The sequence below is a fragment of the Phaeodactylibacter xiamenensis genome (assembly GCF_965229835.1).
Lineage (GTDB): Bacteria > Bacteroidota > Bacteroidia > Chitinophagales > Saprospiraceae > Phaeodactylibacter > Phaeodactylibacter xiamenensis.
In genome coordinates this window covers 4,886,210-4,905,238 of the sequence record NZ_OZ245931.1, presented here as the reverse complement: position 1 = coordinate 4,905,238, position 19,029 = coordinate 4,886,210, and the positions used below count along the sequence as shown (strand labels likewise).

At 51.1% G+C, this 19,029-nt stretch carries 12 protein-coding genes; 5 read left to right on the top strand and 7 right to left on the bottom strand.

Annotated features, from left to right (window positions below; all coding sequences use genetic code 11):
• Position 1: 1 nt before the first annotated feature.
• On the top strand, positions 2-388 hold the full coding sequence (gene apaG / locus ACO08I_RS18695; RefSeq protein WP_421946743.1) for a Co2+/Mg2+ efflux protein ApaG: 387 nt from the start codon (positions 2-4) through the stop codon (positions 386-388).
• Here the strand turns inward: apaG and ACO08I_RS18690 are convergent.
• The 4 genes from ACO08I_RS18690 to ACO08I_RS18675 all read right to left on the bottom strand — a co-directional run bounded on the left by ACO08I_RS18690 (position 385) and on the right by ACO08I_RS18675 (position 6,481).
• Complete coding sequence (locus ACO08I_RS18690) at positions 385-2,655, bottom strand: tetratricopeptide repeat protein (RefSeq protein WP_282777033.1); 2,271 nt, start codon at positions 2,653-2,655, stop codon at positions 385-387. The two genes, apaG and ACO08I_RS18690, sit on opposite strands and share 4 nt — an antisense overlap.
• 242 nt (positions 2,656-2,897) lie before the next feature.
• The gene (locus ACO08I_RS18685; RefSeq protein WP_421946742.1) at positions 2,898-4,256 is read right to left on the bottom strand and encodes a dihydrolipoamide acetyltransferase family protein; all 1,359 of its coding nucleotides are present in this window, start codon (positions 4,254-4,256) and stop codon (positions 2,898-2,900) included.
• Positions 4,257-4,395: 139 nt separating this feature from the next.
• Positions 4,396-5,661 (bottom strand): competence/damage-inducible protein A, encoded by a 1,266-nt coding sequence (locus tag ACO08I_RS18680; RefSeq protein ID WP_421946741.1) that lies wholly within the window; start codon positions 5,659-5,661, stop codon positions 4,396-4,398.
• A gap of 49 nt (positions 5,662-5,710) precedes the next feature.
• Positions 5,711-6,481 (bottom strand): biotin--[acetyl-CoA-carboxylase] ligase, encoded by a 771-nt coding sequence (locus ACO08I_RS18675; RefSeq protein ID WP_282777023.1) that lies wholly within the window; start codon positions 6,479-6,481, stop codon positions 5,711-5,713.
• Positions 6,482-6,612: 131 nt separating this feature from the next.
• Here ACO08I_RS18675 and rsfS point away from each other — a divergent pair, with 131 nt between their 5' ends.
• The 4 genes from rsfS (at position 6,613) to ACO08I_RS18655 (ending at position 15,697) form a co-directional block, all read left to right on the top strand.
• Positions 6,613-6,999 (top strand): ribosome silencing factor, encoded by a 387-nt coding sequence (gene rsfS / locus ACO08I_RS18670; protein ID WP_044219535.1) that lies wholly within the window; start codon positions 6,613-6,615, stop codon positions 6,997-6,999.
• Between the two features lie 208 nt (positions 7,000-7,207).
• Positions 7,208-9,310 carry an ATP-dependent zinc metalloprotease FtsH gene (ftsH, locus tag ACO08I_RS18665; protein WP_081968689.1) on the top strand — a complete coding sequence of 701 codons (2,103 nt, stop codon included), beginning with the start codon at positions 7,208-7,210 and terminating at the stop codon, positions 9,308-9,310.
• 982 nt (positions 9,311-10,292) lie between these two features.
• Positions 10,293-12,734, top strand: coding sequence for a zinc-dependent metalloprotease (locus ACO08I_RS18660; RefSeq protein ID WP_421946740.1), 2,442 nt, complete (start codon positions 10,293-10,295; stop codon positions 12,732-12,734).
• Positions 12,735-13,303: 569 nt separating this feature from the next.
• Positions 13,304-15,697: a GEVED domain-containing protein gene (locus ACO08I_RS18655; protein ID WP_421946739.1), complete on the top strand. Its 2,394-nt coding sequence runs from the start codon at positions 13,304-13,306 to the stop codon at positions 15,695-15,697.
• 105 nt (positions 15,698-15,802) lie between these two features.
• Here ACO08I_RS18655 and ACO08I_RS18650 read toward each other — a convergent pair whose 3' ends face one another.
• From ACO08I_RS18650 to ACO08I_RS18640, 3 genes are all read right to left on the bottom strand, one after another.
• Positions 15,803-16,897, bottom strand: a complete 1,095-nt coding sequence (locus tag ACO08I_RS18650; RefSeq protein WP_421946738.1) for an alkaline phosphatase — start codon at positions 16,895-16,897, stop codon at positions 15,803-15,805.
• 237 nt (positions 16,898-17,134) lie between these two features.
• Positions 17,135-18,472, bottom strand: a complete 1,338-nt coding sequence (gene argH / locus ACO08I_RS18645) for an argininosuccinate lyase (protein ID WP_421946737.1) — start codon at positions 18,470-18,472, stop codon at positions 17,135-17,137.
• A 283-nt stretch (positions 18,473-18,755) separates the two neighbouring features.
• Positions 18,756-18,986 carry a DUF433 domain-containing protein gene (locus ACO08I_RS18640; RefSeq protein WP_044148402.1) on the bottom strand — a complete coding sequence of 77 codons (231 nt, stop codon included), beginning with the start codon at positions 18,984-18,986 and terminating at the stop codon, positions 18,756-18,758.
• Positions 18,987-19,029 lie beyond the last annotated feature (43 nt).

The window sequence follows — 19,029 nt, the reverse complement described above, 5'->3', positions numbered from 1 at the left end:
CATGGCAACGCAAACGACTAACGGCATTCAGATTACGGTACAGCCTTCCTATCAGGCCGCTTATTCCCGTCCTGCTCAGCACCGCTACATTTTTGCCTACGAAATCACCATTGAGAACAACAGCAAGGAAACCGTGCAGTTGCTTGGGCGCCACTGGTTTATCTGGGATGCCAACGGACATGTGCGGGAAGTGGAAGGGGAAGGTGTGATCGGACAGCAGCCTGTCCTGCCGCCGGGGGGCAAGCATCGCTATGCCTCCTGGTGCGACCTATCGACAGGCATTGGGAAAATGCACGGTGCCTTTCAGATGGTCAACATACTGGACAACAGTACCTTTAAAGCAATTATCCCAACCTTTTTCCTGATCGCGCCTATCCGGCTGAATTAATCCGTATACGCCTTGAGGTCCGGAAAGTCAATGATATGCCTGCGGGCACGCATCTGATCGGCACGCCGCCCATCTATATACGCTGCTACGTAAGCCGATGTAAAGGCGCCCCTGAGCAACTTCACCTTAAACGCCTCCGCCTCTTCAAAAGTCGCAAAAGCACCTACCGTATACCGGTAATACGGACCATCCATCTGCCGTTCTACCATGACGCCTTCGTACGCATCGAGGCTGTTGGTGCCATAGGCGCCGCTTAGTGCCCCTACCTGTACCTTGTACAATAGCCGTTGATGAACAGGATGCCTGGGGACTGCATTAGCGTACCGGAGACCTACGACTGGAAGAGGGGTTGTGGCAGCCTTGCCTTCAGGAAGGTAGAATGAAAAATCAACACTGCATTCCTGATCACCTACTGCTTCAGAAAGCAATCCTCTGATAAAAATACGGTCGTTCGGTACTCCTTTTTCCAAAAGGGCTTTTGCGACAGCTTCTGCCTGCTGAGCACCTTTGAATATTGCTGTGCCTTTGCCACTTTCAACCTCTTTCTGGTAAGCCGTTAAAACCAGGTAGGCATCTTCCTGTTTTTGCATGGTGTCTGCGATGGTCTGCAGTTGCCGAAGCTGATCTGCGGAGAAGGCTTCCGGCGTATCCATTCTGAAGTAGATCGGGGGCAGGAACAACAGCCCGGCATTGCCTGCCTCAGAAGCGGTCTCCGGTGCCCCGTCCACCTGAGGCTGAACAGGAACCTCCTCCTGTTCACCTGTAATTTCGTGCTCCGCAGACATTTCTGCTTCTGGCACTGACGCCACCTCTTCAGTAGTGATGATCTCCTCAGGCAAAGCCGGTAGCGATTCCCCTTCTGGATTAGCAGCCATATCCTCCTGAGGCCCGGTTACTTCGGGTTCAACAAGCCTGGATTCTACATACCCGTAGTACTCATCCACACGGAGTTCCATCTCCGGCAAAAAATTGTCAAAATGAGCGGCATAAAGGTCACGCTGTCCCATACCGTCCTTTCGGGAAGAGGCAAAAAAGCCCGTGAAGCCGTCCTTGGCGATCCGAAAGTAGGCATCATCTTCAGAAGAGTTGATCTTCGTCAGCAGGTTTTCAGGCGTGGTCCAGGTTTCGGAATTGGCGTTAAAAACAGCTTTTACGATATCCAGTCCTCCGATACTAAAATCAGGATGGTTGGTGCTGTAATACAGGGTTATGCGGTCCCGGGCCAGAAAGGGCGTGGTTTCGTCATAGGCGGTATTGATTTGAGGGCCAAGGTTGACAGGAGTCCCCCACTGCCCGTTTTTGTATTCAAGGCGATACAGGTCAAGCCCACCGTAGCCTCCGGGGCGCCGGCTGGCGAAGAAAACCAGGTTGTCGCTGGCGAAGAAGAACGCTTCATCACCAATAGCAGGATTGATAGGCCCTTTGAAAACATCAGAACTCACCGTTCGCTCTTCCTTATCGTTGCGGAAAGTATCCACAATAATCTTGGCGTCCTCATGGTGCCAGCCCTGAAAAAAATACAGGACAGTACCGTCCGCATTGAAATCAAGGAGCACATCGTGCCGCGTACTGTTGACCAGGTACCCCACAGAGCTTACTTCCTGCCAGTTCCCCCCACCACCGGTAGCAGAACGGCAGGAAAAAATATCGCTATAGAACTGTCCGGTACGGCTGTCCGGCATTCCATTCTCGTCTCTGCGCCCGCCCAAATTACCGCTGCGCATGGATGAAAAATACAACCGATTGCTGAAGTTAGGGCTGGGCACGGGTGCGAACTCATCGCCGTTAGTGTTCACTTTGGGCCCCAGGTTTTCAGCGTACACTTCAGAGGGCAGGTACTGCAGCCGCATACCGGTTGCGCAGCGGCGGATATCGTCCCATACCATTTTCCGGTTGGGGCTATTGGCGCGGATACGCCTTAAATAGTCTTTATAGTAACCCGCTGCTTCTGCAAACTGGTTCATAGCATGGCGGATCTTCCCCAGGTAGAGCCAGCATTCCGGAAAAGGATCCTTTTCACTACGGATAATAGACTGGAACAAGCGTCCCGCGGCTTCCAGTTGGTTGGTTTGATAATAGGATACCGCGAGTAGGAAGCGCGCTTCCTGGTCGTTGGCTACCAGGGACTCTGCTGTTTTTAACACAGCAAGCGCTTCTTCGTACCGTTGATTGACGAAGAACGCCTTGGCCTCTTCTTTTTTGTAGGCTTGTGCCTTGAGTGCGTGCCCCATTGTCAATGACAACAAGGCAAGTAGCAATATTCTCATAGCGCCTGTTACTTTTGAGGAACGGCCGTGGCAGAGGACCGTTCAGGGTTAATGTCGACAGGTTACCAAAGCTCTGCGCCAACAGGCATCAGAGCACAAAAGGCGTTATTCATGATTGTGCTTGTAAGGCATCAGGGTTGGGGGTAAAAAACTTTTCTATTATAAAACTTAACCGCATCGAATGCAAGGAATATGCCAACTTTTATATCTAATTCCTGCATCCGATGCGGAAATAATGTATTTTAAATGGTTTGGGTATCATCAAACTGCTCCATATAGTCTCCTATCCGGCGCAGGAAGGAACCTCCAAGGAAACCATCCACAACACGGTGGTCGTAAGACAGCGAAAGGAACATCATATGGCGGACCGCAATAAGGTCGCCGTATTCAGTTTCCACTACCGCAGGCTTTTTCCGGATCGCGCCTACGGCTAAAATAGCCACTTGAGGCTGATTGATGATTGGCGTACCCATGACATTGCCAAAGGTACCTACGTTGGTCAGGGTGAAGGTTCCGCCCTGTATCTCATCAGCCCCCAGTTTATTTGCCCGGGCGCGGGCCGCCAATCCGTTAACCTGCTTGGTAAGCCCCATCAGATTGAGGTGGTCTGCATTTTTAATAACGGGCACGATCAGGTTACCGGAAGGCAGTGCCGTAGCCATACCGATGTTAACGTTCTTTTTGCGTACGATTGTGTTGCCGTCCACCGATACATTAACCATTGGGAAGTCCCGTATCGCTTTGGCTACGGCCTCCATGAAAATCGGAGTGAAGGTAATTTTTTCTCCGTGCTTTTCCTGGAACTGTTTTTTCACTTTGTTGCGCCAGTTGACAATCTTTGTCACATCCACCTCCACAAAAGAAGTCACGTGCGGTGAGGTCTTTTTGGAATTCACCATATGGTCCGCAATGATGCGGCGCATGCGGTCCATCTCAATAATTTCAACATTATCGGAAGCAGATACCCCGGCGGAAGCAGGTTGAGCAGGCGGTGCTTTGGGCTGTTTTGGCGCAGCGGTTTCCTGCACGGGAGCCTTGAGTTCAGGCGCAGAGGAGGGTTGGCTTTTGCGGTTTTCCACGTAAGCCAGGATATCCTTCTTAGTCACTCTGCCCTGTAGGCCGGAACCTGAGATCTGCTCCAGTTCGGCCATGCTAATGTCTTCTTTTTCCGCAATGGTACGGACCAGGGGTGAGTAAAAGCGATTGCTGCTGTCCGTACGCTCAACGGGCGCATCAGCGGAAGCCATAGCAGGCTCTGGCTGAGGCTCCGGCTTATCTATGCCATTACTGCTGGTCTTTTCGGCAGGCGCCTCGGCTGTCTCTTTGACGCTTGGACTGGCTTTCGGAGTAGCTTCCTCTCCATCTGTACCAATGATCGCAATAACTTTACCAATCTCCACCGTTTCGTCTTCCTGAAAGCGGATTTCCTGAATCACTCCGTCTACCGGAGAAGGCACTTCGGAATCAACTTTATCTGTGGCAATTTCAAGAATGGTTTCATCCTCCTCAACGGAGTCTCCTACCTGTTTAACCCATTTGAGGATGGTTGCCTCCATGATGCTTTCCCCCATTTTGGGCATAATCAGTTCGACTTGAGCCATAATTCTTTCTTTCGTTGTGTATTTTGGTTCTATTTGGCAGGTCTTTGCCTGTGCCTTTTCAGACCGCAAAATTAGCCGTTTTGCACTTGTAAAACAAATAAAGCACTGCATTCCGAAAGCCCCTGCTCCTTCCCTTGATTTAGCCATTGGCTACCGAGGCAGGATAATGTTTTTTCAGAAACCGGCGGATAAAATTCAGGGCATGTGCACCAGTGTATTCAATATTTTTCTCACGGTCTTTTCCAGCCTTAAGCAGATAAGCCTCCGTCACATTGTGATCTCCAACGGCAAGCCAGATGGTCCCTACCGGCTTTTCCGGCGTACCGCCGCCCGGGCCGGCAATTCCGGAAACGGCAACAGCAATATCGCCTCCGAAGTGCTGCAGGGTGCCAGCCACCATTTCGCGGACTGTAGCCTCACTTACAGCACCATCGGTTTCCAGTGTAGCAGTACGCACGCCCAGCTTTTCCTGCTTTACTATATTGCTGTATGCTACGATACCGCCAAGAAAGTATGCAGAAGAACCGGGAATACTGGTAACCAGGTGCGAAAGGTACCCGCCGGTGCAGCTTTCCGCTGTACTGAGCCACAGCCCGCGTGCTTTCAGCATTTGCCCGACTACAGCCTCCAGGCGGTCTTCTTCTTCTCCGAAGAGCAGGTCCTCCATCCGTTCTTTGAAACGGTTAGCCCACTGCTCAAGTTCGTCCCGGTATTGGTCAGACTGACTCCCCCGGCTGCTGAGCCGCAGCCGTACTCTCCCTAGATTGGGCAAATAGGCTAGCTTGATATGGGGCGGAAGGGCGTCTTCAAGGTCGGCGATGCGCTCGGCAATGCGGGATTCACCTTCTCCGGCTGTGAGTAAAGTACGGTGGGCAATCCGTTCCAGGGGGTACTGTGCCTTCAGGCGGGGCAGGACTTCCTTCTGCATAAGGGCTTTCATCTCGTAAGGTACACCCGGCATGGAGACGATCACCTTACCATCTACTTCAAACCACATGCCCGGGGCGGTGCCCATTGGGTTGGTCAGCAGCGTAGCGTTGTCCGGCATGTAAGACTGCAGCCGGTGGGCTTCCGTTGGCTGACGCCCGAGCTGCTTAAAAAACCGCTCGATACGCTGGTAAGTCGGTTCATGAAAAGACAGCCTGCCGCCGGTAAACTCCGCAAGGACTTTTTTGGTGATATCATCTTTGGTAGGCCCCAGGCCTCCGGTCATTAAAACCACATCTGCGGAGCGTAGCCCTTGCTCCAATGCCTGAACGATGCTTTCTGCCTCATCCGAAACGGTCATTATCCCGGTAATATGCGCTCCATTAAGATTGAGCTGCTGCCCCATCCAGGCCGAATTGGTATCCACAATCTGCCCGATAAGAATTTCATCACCTATTGTGATCAGGTATACTTTCATGAACCTTTTTTCTGGAAAAGACCAGTAAGGGGCGATTTGTTGCGACAAATCAGGAAATATCAGGCACCAATGCGATTTCCTTAAGTGCGAAGGGCTGAAGCTCCCCACTAATGCGTAAAAGCAAGCGGCCGGCTTCATCTACTCCGGCAGCCTCTGCCTCGAACTCCCTGCCGTCAGGCAAACGATAAGTGCGCAGCTCCTGATACCCGGTCAGGTGCTGGTAATAATCGCGCCTGAGCCGGGTAGTCTGCCCTGCCCTCAGCAGAAGGTAGCGTTGCTCGAGTGCCTGTAAATAAGAAGCCGCTACCTCGTCCAGGTCGTGTATGAGGCCCGTATCCAGGTACAGTGAAGTGGCGAATGGCAGCTCAGGAGGGAAAGCCCGTTGATTAATATTGACCCCGGTCCCGATGATGCTATGCTGTACCAGCTGCCCGGCCAGCTGATTTTGGATAAGAATGCCTGCGACTTTACGCGGCCCCAGATAAACATCATTGGGCCATTTCACGCTTACTACAGATTTGGCATAAGCTGACAGCGCATCACGCAGCGCAAGAGTGGCAGCCATATTGAGCTCGAACTGTTTGCGGGCCTGTAAAAAATGAGGGTACAAAATGACACTCAGGGACAAGCTCTCCCCTTCCGGGCTCTCCCATTTACTGCCAATTTGTCCACGGCCTGCGGTCTGTGTGGCTGCCGAAATGACCGTTCCTTCAGTTGGTTTACTTTTTGCAAGGAGTTCTTGTGCGTAACTGTTTGTGGAAGCAAGTGCCTCGAAGGCATGAACAACCTTTCCGATAAAAAGGGTGTTTTTGTTAGGCAAGAGCAAATTATTTGATAATTTTATTTGTTGTAAGCCCTGGGAGGGGGCTATTCCACCTCAGAACCATATTTTGGGGCAAAACGAAAAGCGAATGCCTCCTTTATTCATTGCAAAATTAACAAAATCTGAGTTTGAATTCACACACCAAAGTTCAACAACGCGAACTCACCACCGAGGCGCTGAACGAATTGATCATTGAAAGTATTCAGGACATCAAGGGCAAGAATATCATCAAGCTGGACATGCGAAAACTGGATGATGCCCCAACTGACTATTTCATCATTTGCGAAGGCGACTCCAACACCCAGGTAAAAGCCATTGCCGATCACATTCAGAAACGGCTCAAAAGAGAGGCAGATACCTTTGCCAGCCATGTTGAAGGCGACCGAAATGCGCTTTGGGTTTGCATCGACTACTTCACGACTGTAGCGCATGTGTTTCATAAAGAGCGGCGCTCTTTCTATGAATTGGAGAGCCTTTGGAGTGACGCACAGGTTACGGAATACAAGAGTTTATAGTCTGCTCAGAACTCTTGGCCGAATTCTGGCAACGAAATATCGTAAAGAACGTTACTACATAAATTTCCTGGGTATATCACCCCGGACATCCGGCTCTGATTACAGTCTTGTGGAAATACTCTAATTTTGGGGCGGCTACAGGACGACAAGCATTACAATCAGTTGAGACAGGGCCTGGCTCTGCCTGATTCGATAAACGTATATTTTAATGGAGAACAAGAATAACCAAGAAGATAAGAACAAGCCAACCGGGCCCAAATTCAATACTTATTGGATTTATGGGATTATTGCGTTGTTCCTGCTGGCACTGAATTTCTACAGTATGTCAGAAGGCACTATGGAACAGGTGAACCGGCAAAAACTCGGTGAAATGATTGCGGACCAGGACGTGGAAAAACTGGTGGTGGTCAATCAAAAACGGGGCTATATCTACATCAAGCGGCAGGCCCTTGAGCAAAAAACAGAGTTTTACAAAGATGCCGAAAGCCGCTCCTCGCTAAGCGGGGAGAACTACCAATACTGGCTTGAAGTAGGCTCAGTGGAAGCCTTTGAAGATTGGCTGCGGATCACGCAGGAGCAGGCAGATATACCTGAATCGGAATGGATTTATCCAACTTTTGAAACCCGCCAGAATTGGCTGACGCCACTTTTGGGCTGGGTCCTGCCGATCATCATCGTGGTTGCCATCTGGGTTTTCATCATGCGCCGGGTAAGCGGTGGTGCCGGTGGGCCCGGTGCCCAGATTTTCAATATAGGCAAATCCAAAGCGACCCTTTTTGATCAAAACAGTAAGGTTAACGTCACTTTTCAGGATGTAGCCGGGCTTGATGAAGCCAAAGAAGAGGTCATGGAGGTCGTTGATTTCCTGAAAAATCCTAAAAAATATACTGCTCTGGGTGGTAAAATCCCGAAAGGAGTTCTGCTGGTTGGCCCTCCGGGCACTGGTAAGACACTCCTTGCCAAAGCAGTAGCCGGTGAAGCAGGGGTCCCTTTCTTTACGATTTCCGGTTCAGACTTCGTAGAGATGTTCGTGGGTGTTGGTGCCTCACGGGTACGCGATCTGTTTAAGCAGGCAAGGGAGAAAGCGCCTTGTATCATCTTTATTGATGAAATCGATGCGATTGGACGTGCCCGCGGGAAAGGTAATATGCAGGGAGGCAACGATGAGCGGGAAAACACCCTCAATCAGTTGCTGGTGGAAATGGACGGCTTCAGCACCGACAAAGGTGTCATCCTGATGGCCGCTACCAACCGACCGGATGTACTTGACAGCGCATTGCTGCGCCCGGGGCGTTTTGACCGACAAATCGGTATTGACCGCCCGGATCTCAAAGGCCGGATATCCATCTTTAAAGTACACCTCCGCAATATTAAGATTGGTGAAGGAGTCAATGCTGAAGCTCTGGCAGAGATGACACCGGGCTTTGCGGGAGCAGATATTGCCAACATTTGCAACGAAGCCGCGCTCGTGGCTGCCCGCCGCAATAAGCAGGCGGTGGATATGGATGACTTCAACTTCGCACTGGATCGCATCATCGGCGGCCTGGAGAAGAAAAACAAGCTCATCTCCCCTAACGAAAAGAAGATTATCGCTTACCATGAAGCCGGGCACGCCATCTGCGGATGGTTCCTGCCACACGCTTCTCCGCTGGTGAAGGTGACGATCGTACCACGTGGTGTTGGCACTTTGGGGTACGCCCAATACCTTCCTAAAGAAGAGTACATCACGCGCACCGAGCAACTGCTCGACCGTATGTGCATGACCTTCGGAGGACGGGCTGCCGAGTCTATTGTGTTTGATAAAATCTCTACCGGTGCGCAAAATGACCTTGATCAGGTTACCAAGATGGCCTACAGTATGATAACCGTCTTTGGCATGAATGAGAAGGTCGGCCAGGTTTCTTTCTATGGCCTGTCACAAGACCAATTCCAGCGCCCTTATTCTGATGACACGGCCTCCCTGATTGACGATGAGGTAAGAAAACTTGTCGAGTCTCAGTACATCCGCGCCAAAGAATTACTGACAGAACACCGGGAGGACCTGGAAAAGCTGGCAGAGGTATTGCTGGACAAGGAAGTCCTGCTCAAATCCGATGTGGAGCGCCTGCTGGGCAAGCGCCCGAGTGAGGCAGAGGACGATCCGGAAAGCGGCTTTGATGACCATATCGCCGGCCAGTTGAAACCTATAAAAAGGGAAGAGGCTGAGGTATCCACTGAAGCGCCTTCAGAACCTAATAATGCTGAGCAAAACGGCGAAGAGAACAAACAGGAAGAGCATCAGGAGGAAGAAACACCGACCAAAAATGCTTAAGGCATAAACAGCCTCTTACCTTCTGATTACAAAGCCCCGCCTGCTTCCGTTGAAGCAGGCGGGGCTTTTATCATGATGCCTGTTTGAATTTATTTTTTTTATATGCTTTTTATATCAGTATATACTATCACTTGTTAAGCCCACGTTAAGGAGCCAATTTTATGCATGACAGGGCGCTATTGAGCTCCGAAGGCCCCAGGTATCTGACTACAGAAGCCAATGATAACGAAGCCAGGTCTGAGAAATTGCCGCATGCCTAAACAATTTATATTTTTTTTCATATAGAAAATTTTTTAGTTTAATACTTTGCGAATGTGTCTAAAACCTGTTAACTTTGAAACATCCTAATCAGTTGTGGGGTAAACCCGCATCATCCATCAAACCAAAGAGTGTTTCGGGGGCAATAAGGCAACTCTATGCTCGGTCCGGCAAGCTGGTCTGCAATACTAAGACCGCTTCCGAAAGAGCAGTTTGTCATTTTTCCTTTTCACTTTTTCTGAGAACGACTTCAACACAAACTTACCTTGAGAAAACGCAAATAGTACGCCGTGGCCGTGGTCTGCACGCTCCACGCCCTGGTACTATTGCGATGAAGCCATCATTCTTGACCCCAGGCTGCAGGATTGACCCCCTGCGTGATAAGCAACTGTATTGTCAAACTGAACACGGCAAATCCATTGTATTCAAACCATAATCTTATGAAAAACAACGCTGCGGGCAGGCTTCATGCTCTGGAAGCTTAGGCTTCTGAAGTTTTCCCCAGCCACGAGCCGGTATGCTTCATTTCAACTGCCTTAGGGCTGATGTTGCGAAGCTTTCCGGATTTACACAGGTGCAAGCGCACGTAGCAGTGCCATGCGCTAACTAATGATGCAAACACTCACCTGTTGACAATGAAACGTTTGTCAGCAAAAGGGAGTGGTGTGCCCCGACAACTGATTGATAACAAGAACCGATTGTTAACCAAAAACCGTTTTACACCATGAGATTCCCACTTACGTTGCTGGCGCTGCTGGCATCACTGCTTGCCTTTGCACAACAAGGCCTCAAACCCATTGACTTGATAAACACCGCTAAAAACGAACGTACAACATTTGAAGAGCTTAACTTATTTACCTTCTCACAACAATCTGATTACGCCCCTGCACGGCAGCTTGATGCCAATGACTTTACGTTACTTGAACTTGACGAAGAACCCCTTTCTGCTTTGGCACACCTAAAACCCGACGCCATTAAGCTGTCGTTACCTGCTAAAGGCCGGTCCGGATCTATTGACCTGGAGATGGTCCGCGTCAATCCGCTTAGCCCTGGCTTTGTGGCGATTACAGCTTCCACACAGCGCCCGGTCAAAGCACCAGAGGGGGCGCACTACCGGGGAGTCGTCAGGGGGGCACCGGGCTCGGTCGTCGCCCTAAGCTTTTTTGAAGACGAGGTCATGGGGCTGATCAGCACCCCCGGTCAGGGCAACCTCGTGCTCGGAAAAAACCAGGAAGCCCGCTCCCCTCAGGAGTACATCTTGTATAACGACCATAATGTGCTCCGCGAAATGCCTTTCGACTGCGCTACCTCTGATGATGCGCCGGATTACCGCCCGGAGCAACTGGAACCGGTGGTGGGCGAACGTGGCCCTGGCGATTGTGTACAGATCTACCTGGAGATTGATTATGATGTCGTGCAAAGCAAAGGCGGTGTGGCCGGAGCCACCAACTATATCACCGGCTTATTCAATCAGGTAGCTACCTTGTACGCCAACGAAACCGTCAACATCCGCCTGTCTGAAATGCTGCTCTGGGACCAGATTAGCCCGTACAACGGCAACAACAGCTTTGTCGTTCTCACTCAGTTTGTCAATGAGCGCCCCACCTTTAACGGTGACCTTGCCCAACTGATCAGCTATCAGGCTTCCGGCGGCATCGCTTATCTGTCTGGCCTATGCAATGAATACTCGCCCCGGCACGGGTTCAGCAGCATTAATGCAACTTACGCTGCCGTACCCACTTATTCCTTTTCGGTAATGGTGGTCGCGCACGAGCTTGGGCATTCCTTTGGCGCCCGTCATACCCACGCCTGTGCCTGGAACGGCAACAATACTGCTATCGATGATTGTGCAGGGTATACGGAAGGTAACTGCGCCTCCCCGGGTTGGCCTTCCGACGGCGGCACGATGATGAGCTACTGCCACCTGCGCAACGTGGGTATCAATTTCAGTAAAGGTTTTGGCTTTCAGCCCGGTAACGTCTTGCGCAACGCCGTAGCCGATGCGGACTGCCTGCAAGCCTGTGCTACAGATGGCGGAGGCGGAAGTATTGACACCTGCGCCGGACAGGAAGTCGCGCTGGAGATTGTCCTCGATGCCTATGGCATTGAAACCACCTGGGAAATCAGAGATACCAGTGGCGCATTACAATACAGTGGCGGCCCGTATCCCAATACAACAAATGGTACCATCATTAACGAAATGCTCTGCCTCAAGGAAGGATGTTATGTATTCGAAATCCGGGACACCTACGGCGATGGCATCTGCTGCGACTACGGTGATGGCTATTACGCCCTTACGGACACAAGTGGCTTACTGTTGGCCACGGGTGGGGAGTACGGTACCGGAGAGGAAGTCAATTTCTGCCTGCCTGCAGAACAGCCGGAGCCAGGAGACAACAATTGCCTCACCATCAACTTTTCGGATTACGAAATCCTGTCCTTCGGTGGACCACAGGATGCGGGCACTCACGATCTGCTCGATGATGGCCAGGTGCTCCGTATCCAAAACAACGCCTGGAAAGCCATAGAAGTCAATTATGAGGTGACGCCTAATACTGTCATTGAACTGGAATTTGGTTCTACTCGTCAGGGAGAAATACATGGCATTGGCTTTGACGAAAACAACAGCATATCCTCCAACCGCCTGATCCGGTTATACGGTATTCAAAACTGGGGTTATGGCAACTACGACAACTATCCCGGAGGGGCAATTTGGAAAAAATACGTCATCCCGATTGGTGAATTTTATACCGGGGAATTTCAGTACCTGTTCTTCACGGCTGACCATGACCGACCGCCCCGCAATGGCAACTCCTACTTCCGCAACATCATTATTTATGAAGGAGACGACTGTTCAGGCAGCAATGGATTGGGCACCCCTTTAGCGGCATTGGAAGAAAATGCGCCCACCGCAGCACTTAGCCTGTACCCCAATCCCGTAGCGGATTTGCTCACGCTACAGCTTGATCAGCCACAATTGGAGCAAGCGAGGGTGGAAGTCTATGCCCTGACCGGACAGCAAATGCCAATCGGCACACAAGATTGGATGCCTGGTACCGTGCAACAGCAAATCGACGTCAGTCAACTGCCAGCCGGCACCTACGTCGTGCGGGTACAGGCCGGGCATCAGTACTGGGTAGAGAAATTTACCATTTCCAGGTATTAACATACAGACAGCCGCAAAAGGCTGTAAAGACATGGCATTAATTGTGTGAATTTCGAGCGCTGCGGCAAAGGAGCCGCAGCGCTCTTTTTTTGTTCATCAAAAATGCCGTTTTTTTTGCTTATACATTAATTTTTACTACATTTATCACCATCGAGACAGAACAAGCTTCTTATTTCAAACCAAGACTCCAAACATTTAAGATTTACACACCACCCTGGTTATATCCATATTATACTGAGCCCGAAAATTTGAATGGGCTTAAAGTCAATCTGGATCAACGCTTGCCAGAACAAATGCTCCTGTACTCCTAACAGGTGTTTTCACCCGCATGGCACTTAAGTGCCGAGAAACAATCGGATAGTGACGCTCAGTTTGAGCTGTTCAAAAGCTTTGGATCACTGCAACATGGCCTGTTACAGGTTAGGTGCCGTGCATTAGGTCCTCTTCATGCTTTTTGAAGCAATACGGCTTTACCTGCTGCCATCAATGGGATTGGACAGCAGTGGGTTTTGTATGCCTTCGAGGCTGCTTCTTCATTCTGAAATTCTTTTTAACCATTAATAATTAGTATGAAAACTCTACTTACAACAATCTCCTGTTTCCTTGCCCTGTCCCTCTTTGGGCAAGGCATCCTAAAGCCTGCCGAGCTCGTTCAGGCGGAGAAAAGCAAGGGCATGCCTTTCCAAACGGTAACTGCTTTTGACCAATCTGAAGAACGGGCGAACCTTGGGGACGAGGCTCCTGACCAGTACGATCTGCTCGAAATGCGGGACGAGGTGGTACAGCAACTCCATGCCGAGCAGCCAGACCGCATCACGTTTAACTTACCCTCCACCCATCGCAGCGAGCTCGCCATTGAGCTGGTCAGGGTGGACCTCTTTACCGATGACTTCCAGGTTACGGACAGTCAGACCGAGTCTGCCGCTGATGTAGACTACGGCGTGCACTACCGTGGCATTATCAAAGGGGAATCCGGTTCCATCGCTTCCCTGAGTATTTTTGAAGATGGGGTCATGGGCCTGTTCAGCCCGGCAAGAGGGGGCAATCTCGTCCTTGGCCAGTTGGAAGGCAACCGCAATGAAACCCGCTACATCCTGTACAACGATAAGGATGTACTGGAGCGCATGGCTTACGATTGCGGCACGCCCGATGATGGCGAAGGCTACACCCGGGAGGAACTGCAGCCACAGGCCGGTACACGGGCACTTAGCGACTGTGTGCGCTTTTACTACGAAGTAGATTATGACATCTTCCAAAACAAAGGGGGTACACAAGGCGCGACCAACTACGTAACGGGCATTGCCAACGAGGTGGCCACGCTCTATGCCAACGAGAACATCAACACCGTAGTTTCAGAAATTTTTGTCTGGAGCTCCAGCAGCCCTTACTCCAGTAATTCCAGTTCCGGCATGCTGTCCGACTTCCAAAGCTACCGCAATGGCGTGAACGGCGACCTGGGGCATCTGCTTTCCTATCAGGCAAGCGGTGGTATCGCTGCTGGCTTCTCCGGGCTTTGCAACAGCAATCCGGATAACAGCCTGTGTTTCTCTTCCATTAGCTCTTCTTATTCACAGGTACCGACTTACTCCTTCACGATTATGGTCACCACTCACGAGTTTGGGCACCTGTTCGGTTCCCGCCACACCCACGCCTGTGTCTGGAATGGCAATAATACGGCTATCGATGGCTGTGCCGGATCAACAGAGGGCTCCTGCTCCCTGCCGGGCTACCCCAGCAATGGAGGGACGATTATGAGCTACTGCCACATTCAGAACGTCGGGATCAACTTCAACCTCGGCTTTGGATCACAGCCTGGCAACGTCATCCGCAACCGCGTGTCCAATGCCTCCTGCCTGCAGGCTTGTGACGGTGGCGGCGGCAACCCCACCTGCAACGACAATGAGATTACGCTCACCATCAATCTGGACAACTACCCGGGAGAGACGACCTGGAGCGTGGTTAACGGCAGTGGCACAACCGTAGCTTCCGGTGGGCCATACAGCGGTGCAGGGTCTACCGTCACCGAAGACATCTGCCTGCCGAACGGCTGCTATGACTTCACCATCTTCGACAGCTATGGAGATGGTATCTGCTGTGCTTACGGTAACGGCTCGTACAGCCTCACCGATGGCAGCACGGTACTGGCTTCGGGAGGCAGCTTTGGCAGCAGCGAGGCCACTAATTTCTGTGTTAACAATACGCCCCCTCCGCCGATAAGCTACTGTGGCTCGGAAGGCAGCAATAGTAATTTCGAATGGATTCAGCGAATCCAGTTTGGCGGTATTAATAACAACTCCGGCAATGACGGTGGTTACGGCGACTACACCAACCTCTCTACTGCACTGACGCCTGGCGGGTCAGTATCTGTAACCCTTGTACCCGGCTTCTCAGGCTCCACTTATACCGAATACTGGCGCCTGTGGATTGATTACAACCGTGATGGCGACTTCTCAGATGCCGGAGAGCAAATCGGACAGGGCAGCGGTACAGGCACTTTGTCAGGTACCCTGAGTGTATCTCCAAACGCAACTCCAGGCACTACGCGCATGCGGGTAGCCATGAAGTACAACGCTTATTCCACGCCCTGTGAAACATTCAGTTATGGCGAGGTAGAAGATTACACCATTACTATTGGCTCTGCTTTACCCGGAGAAAATGGAATCGCCGTGGGCAATCCTTCCGGCCTGAAAAGCAACGACCTGACTAAAGGCGCCGGCTTCCGCATCTTCCCCAACCCTGCCAAAGACCTCGTCAATCTGCAGTACCGTGCCGCAGTTGAGGGCAAAGTGGAAATTGAACTGCTTGACCTGATGGGCCGTACGCTGCAGGCGTTCACGGACCAGGCAGTAAGTGGCTCCAACGCCTTCCAGCTGGAAACCAATCAACTTCCGGAAGGGACCTACCTTATCCGGTTGACCCAAAACGACCAACAGCATGTGGAACGGGCGGTCATCAGCCGATAATAAGGAATAACTGTCTCGATAAATGGTCTCGATAAAATAGCAGTGCCCGGTACAAGCTTACAACCTGTACCGGGCACTTTTTGTATTCCCAAAATACTATTACCGCTACCAGCGCAGGGCTTGCAGCATCAGGCCGAAAATATCGTTGTTCTGATAAATACCCATAAACTTAGCCGCGCCGGGGCCGTAGGCATAGACCGGGATAAGCGTAGCAGAGTGCCCGCCAGTGCTGAAGGTTGGGTTGATATGCTCATAAGTCCGCTGCATCCGCACTTCAGCGGCTGAGAGGGACATCCCGCCTGTTTCATGATCTGCGGTAACAATCACCAGGGTATTCCCATCTTTTTCTGCAAAATCCAGCGCCGCATCAATCGCTTTATCAAAGTCTTTCACTTCCTCAATGATGTAATCGCCATCGTTCGCATGGCCGCCCCAGTCAATTTGAGAGCCTTCCACCATCAGAAAGAACCCATCTTTGTCCTCAGAAAGAAAATCAATAGCCATGGCAGTAGCTTCAGGGAGGAAGTCGCCCCGGCCTTCTGACATTTTCGGCATACCATCAGAAGCCAGAAGGTAGCCATACTTTTTGCTATTATCCCAGGCTGCAGGCTTGGTAAGAGCAGTGGTATCCATCAGGTAACCGTAAGCGGCAAGGGAATCCAGGTAATTTTTGCCATCCTTACGGCGGGCAAAGAACTCAATGCCACCACCCGCAAAGAAATCGACAGGCGCTGCGGGTAGCTGAGCCGCAATTTCGTCTGCCATGCCGCGGTTTGCAACATGCGCGAAAAAGGAAGCGGGCGTAGCGTGAGTGATAGAAGAGGTAGCTATAACGCCGGTAGCCTGCCCCCGGGCTGCAGCCATCTCGAGGATCGTCTCCCGGGCAATTGTATCTTTATCTACTCCAATGGCGCTGTTGTAGGATTTGTAACCGGTTGAGAACGCAGTAGCGCCCGCCGCCGAGTCGGTAATCGTAGCGTCAGTGGGTTCATTTTGGTGCAGCCCGATGTGCTGGAAACGGGTAAAGCTGGGCGTTTTATCCTGGTAGTAAAAAGCAGTGGACATCTGCGTCAGCCCCATGCCGTCTCCAATCAGCAGGATGACATTTTTTGGCTTTTTACGGATGGCCATTTGCTGGTAGCTGTTGTTGCAGCTCTGTACCACGAGGATAGTGGCGAGGAGGAAGAGTAGCTTTTTCATATCGCGTAATGCAGTTTTGGGCAAAGGTAAGATTTTGATATTGCTTAAAAGTTAACTTTATACCTTGACTCGGACACTCCCAAAAGGCAATTTTGCAATCACAGTTAAAAAAAGAGGATACCCGATGAGCCAAACCATTTTTCAGCTCAAAATAACGCTGATGGGCTCCCCAGAGCACACGTCCGCTTAGTTGAGTGGTGCAAAAACGCAGCGGACGCTTACGGCGAAATATTTTGATTAACCTTTTTGTACCAATTGCCGAATGGCTTCTCCCGCCTGCTCAAAGGGGAAGCCCTGAGCGGTACGCTCCCACTTCGCCCGGATTTTCGGCAGGCATAAGTTGCCAATGCTGCCTTCATGCGTGTGCCGGATTTCCCGGGGTGGCTCAAAGGTACCGTTAGCAATCTGTCCGCCCACAATCTGGTAGGCTTCCCGGAAGGGCTTGCCTTCGAGTACCAGCTGATTGACCGCTTCCACGCTAAAGAGGTAACGATAGCGCTCGTCCTTAAGTAAGTGCCCGGCCGGGCGGGCATAGGGCAAAGCGTAGTTGAGAATGCTCAGGCACTGCTTGAGCTGCTGCAAGGCGGGGAAAATCGCCTCCTTTAATAACTGAAAATCGCGGTGATAGCCGGAGGGCAGCCCGGCCGTCAGTTGGCTGATTTGTACGGGCAGGGCCTGCAGGCTGTTGCAACGGGCCCGGAGCAGCTCGAAGACATCCGGGTTTTTCTTGTGCGGCATGATGCTGGAGCCGGTGGTGAGCTCATCCGGGAAGGATAAAAAGGCGAAATTCTGGCTGACATAGAGCACGACATCTGCAGCGAGCTTGCCCAGGGTAGCCGCAGTGCCGGCGATACCATAGCTGAGCTGCTGTTCAGATTTTCCCCTCCCCATTTGAGCGTGTACCACGTTGTAGCTCAGGTCTTCAAAGCCCAGCAGTTCTGTGGTCATGCGACGGTCGAGCGGGAAGGAGGCCCCATAGCCCGCCGCTGAGCCGAGCGGATTGTGGTTGATGGTTTGATAAATGCCCTGCCAGAGCCGCAGGTCGTCCACCAGGCTTTCCGCGTAAGCGCTGAACCACAGCCCGAAGCTGGAGGGCATAGCCGCCTGGTAGTGGGTGTAGCCGGGCAGCAGAATGTCTTTATGCTGTTCGGCAAGCTGTAAAAGGGTTTGAAACAGCTCACCCATGAGTTGGCTGACTTCCTCTATCTCCGAGCGGAAGTACAACCGCAGATCTACCAACACCTGATCATTGCGGGAGCGGCCCGCGTGTATCTTTTTGCCGATATCGCCCAGTTCCTCCGTCAGCATATACTCCACCTGTGAGTGGATGTCTTCCATGCCTGACTCCACAGTCATACCCTCTTCAGTTGCCTTTTTATACAGTCGGCGGAGAGCGGCTTGCAGCTGGGTCAGCTCCTCTTCGGTAATCAGCCCGATCTTGGTGAGCATCTGCACATGCGCCAGAGAGCCGAGGATATCCCAGGGCGCCAGGTAGGCATCGAGTTCGCGGTCCTGCCCTACGGTGAAGGCTTCGATTTGCTGGTCGAGGGTGTAGGATTTTTGCCAGAGTTTCATAATGTAGCTGCAAAGTGGTCTTGGAAGTACAAGGTTTTCAACTTAGTATCAATACCATTTAGATGAATCGCCTCCGGACCTTATTTTTATTAATTGTAATAAATTCGTGTTTGCTGGATTTCCCTGCCTTTAGAAGAGATTTGATCAACTTTGATAAAAAGTCAAAAACCTTAGCGTAATCATCCTTTTCATACCTTAAAAAAACAATCGTGACCTCAATATTTTGTTTCCGTAGCCCGGCTACAATTTTACCATTTAGTCCTTCATCAGCTAACACCATAATCTAGGCAGCCTTAATTACTTCTTCATTCTCAATAACTAATGCGGCATACGTTATGGCAGCTGATATGTCCTCCGGCTTAAGATGAGGGTACATCTCCAAAATTTCCCCTGAATCGTATCCATCCGCCAGTTTTCGGAGTAGGAGCTCAACCGTAATCCTTGTGCCCTTAATAACCGGCTTGCCCAGCATTACATCCGGATTCGATTCAATATGATTTCTATAATCTACCATAACTAGGTCTTTTATTATAACACTTATTGATAACTTGAATAAC

What these genes read in the sequence shown, in the direction of transcription:
- apaG (WP_421946743.1), top strand. Translation starts at nt 2, where the DNA reads ATGGCAACGCAAACGACTAACGGCATTCAGATTACGGTACAGCCTTCC.
- ACO08I_RS18690 (WP_282777033.1), bottom strand. Translation starts at nt 2,655, where the DNA reads ATGAGAATATTGCTACTTGCCTTGTTGTCATTGACAATGGGGCACGCA.
- ACO08I_RS18685 (WP_421946742.1), bottom strand. Translation starts at nt 4,256, where the DNA reads ATGGCTCAAGTCGAACTGATTATGCCCAAAATGGGGGAAAGCATCATG.
- ACO08I_RS18680 (WP_421946741.1), bottom strand. Translation starts at nt 5,661, where the DNA reads ATGAAAGTATACCTGATCACAATAGGTGATGAAATTCTTATCGGGCAG.
- ftsH (WP_081968689.1), top strand. Translation starts at nt 7,208, where the DNA reads ATGGAGAACAAGAATAACCAAGAAGATAAGAACAAGCCAACCGGGCCC.
- ACO08I_RS18660 (WP_421946740.1), top strand. Translation starts at nt 10,293, where the DNA reads ATGAGATTCCCACTTACGTTGCTGGCGCTGCTGGCATCACTGCTTGCC.
- ACO08I_RS18655 (WP_421946739.1), top strand. Translation starts at nt 13,304, where the DNA reads ATGAAAACTCTACTTACAACAATCTCCTGTTTCCTTGCCCTGTCCCTC.
- ACO08I_RS18650 (WP_421946738.1), bottom strand. Translation starts at nt 16,897, where the DNA reads ATGAAAAAGCTACTCTTCCTCCTCGCCACTATCCTCGTGGTACAGAGC.
- argH (WP_421946737.1), bottom strand. Translation starts at nt 18,472, where the DNA reads ATGAAACTCTGGCAAAAATCCTACACCCTCGACCAGCAAATCGAAGCC.
- ACO08I_RS18640 (WP_044148402.1), bottom strand. Translation starts at nt 18,986, where the DNA reads ATGGTAGATTATAGAAATCATATTGAATCGAATCCGGATGTAATGCTG.